The 1,610-nt window shown below is 66.5% G+C and carries 1 protein-coding gene; it reads left to right on the top strand.

The window, feature by feature from the left end:
• The first annotated feature begins 240 nt into the window (after positions 1-240).
• On the top strand, positions 241-1,527 hold the full coding sequence (locus NCC78_RS31605; RefSeq protein ID WP_250799106.1) for an IS110 family RNA-guided transposase: 1,287 nt from the start codon (positions 241-243) through the stop codon (positions 1,525-1,527).
• Positions 1,528-1,610: the final 83 nt, after the last annotated feature.

Genomic DNA, 1,610 nt, shown 5'->3' with positions numbered 1-1,610 from the left:
CAAGTAGTCCCCGTTGACTCTGTCGTGACGCCCGTGCCGTGCGTGAAAATCGGGGGTGGTCGCCCGCCGACGTCGTGCTTGCTTGGTGCTTCGAGCTCGTCAAGTAGTCTGACGCTGGAAGTGTGATCTTGGGGCCCTGCCTTGTTGCTTTGAGCACGCGAGTCCGCCTCTGTCCTTGCCCTGTAACGCTTCCGCGGGTGGCCACCTTGTCAGTCCTTGTGTGGATGAGGGGTGGTGGCTGTGGAGGAGAGCACCGAGGAGCCGGTGCAGCTGGTCGCGCGGGTTTGTGCGATCGACATCGGCAAGGCTGGTCTGGTGGCGTGTGTGCGGGTGCCGCACGCCAGCCGGCCGGACCGGCGGGTGCAGGAGGTTCGCGAGTACGCGACGGTGACGCCGGCGTTGCTGGAGTTGGCGGACTGGCTGCGCGTCGAACGAATCGAGCTGGTGGCGATGGAGGCCACCTCGGACTATTGGAAGCCGGTGTTCTACCTGTTGGAGGCCGAGGGCTTCGAGTGCTGGCTGCTGAATGCCAAGCATGTCAAGAACGTGCCGGGCCGGCCGAAGACCGACCGGCTCGACGCGGTGTGGCTGGCCAAGGTCGTCGAGCGGGGAATGTGCCGGCCCAGCCTGGTGCATCCTAAGCCGATCCGTCAGCTGCGGGATGTGACCCGCTACCGGCGCAGTCTGGTGCGCGAGCAGACCAGGGAGAAGCAGCGGCTGGAGAAGACCCTCGAAGACGCGCAAATCAAGTTGGACTCGGTGATCAGTGACCTGCACGGGGTGTCGGGGCGACAGATGCTCCAGGCGATGATCGACGGGCAGCGCGACCCGAAGGTCCTCGCCGAGATGGCCCACGGATCGATGCGCCGCAAGATCCCCCAGTTACGGGAGGCGTTGACCGGCCACTTCGGCGAGCATCACGCGTTCATCTGCGCCACCATGCTGCGCCGCATCGACGCCCTCGCCGCCGACATCGCCGACCTGGACGCCCGGATCGAGGCGATGATCGCCCCTTTCGCGCAGGCGGTGGAGAAGCTCGATGAGATCACCGGTATCGGCGTGCGCTCCGCCCAGGAGATCATCGCCGAGCTCGGTGTGGACATGAACGCGTTCCCCACCGCCGCACACCTGGTGTCCTGGGCGAAGTTCTCCCCGATCGACGCCCAGTCGGCCGGCCGGAAGAAGGGCAACTCCACCGGCAAGGGCAACCCGTGGCTGGCCGGCGCCCTCGGCGAAGTCGTCGCCGGGCTCGCCCGGACCAACACCTTCCTCGGCGAGCGTTACCGGCGTCTGGCCCGCCGGCGAGGTAAAAAACGCGCGATCGTCGCGGTCGGCAACTCGGTGCTGACCATCGTCTGGCACCTGCTGTCCGACCCGAACGCCCGCTACCAAGACCTCGGCCCTGGCTACTACGAATCGCGGATCAACAAACGGCGTCGCGAACGCGACCTCATCCGCCAGCTTGAACACCTCACCGGCCACAAGGTCAACCTTCAGCCTCAACCCGAACAACCCGCCGCTGCCTGACCGCACCAAACCACGAGCCCGGCTCCGCTGCGCTACGCCGGGCGCTGCCGCCTGCCCACTCACTCACCGATTTTCGAGTCAGC

The organism is Micromonospora phytophila, assembly GCF_023656545.1.
Classification (GTDB): Bacteria; Actinomycetota; Actinomycetes; order Mycobacteriales; family Micromonosporaceae; genus Micromonospora; species Micromonospora phytophila.
The sequence above is the reverse complement of the archived record's forward strand: the minus strand, read 5'-3'. Positions and strand labels throughout refer to the sequence as shown.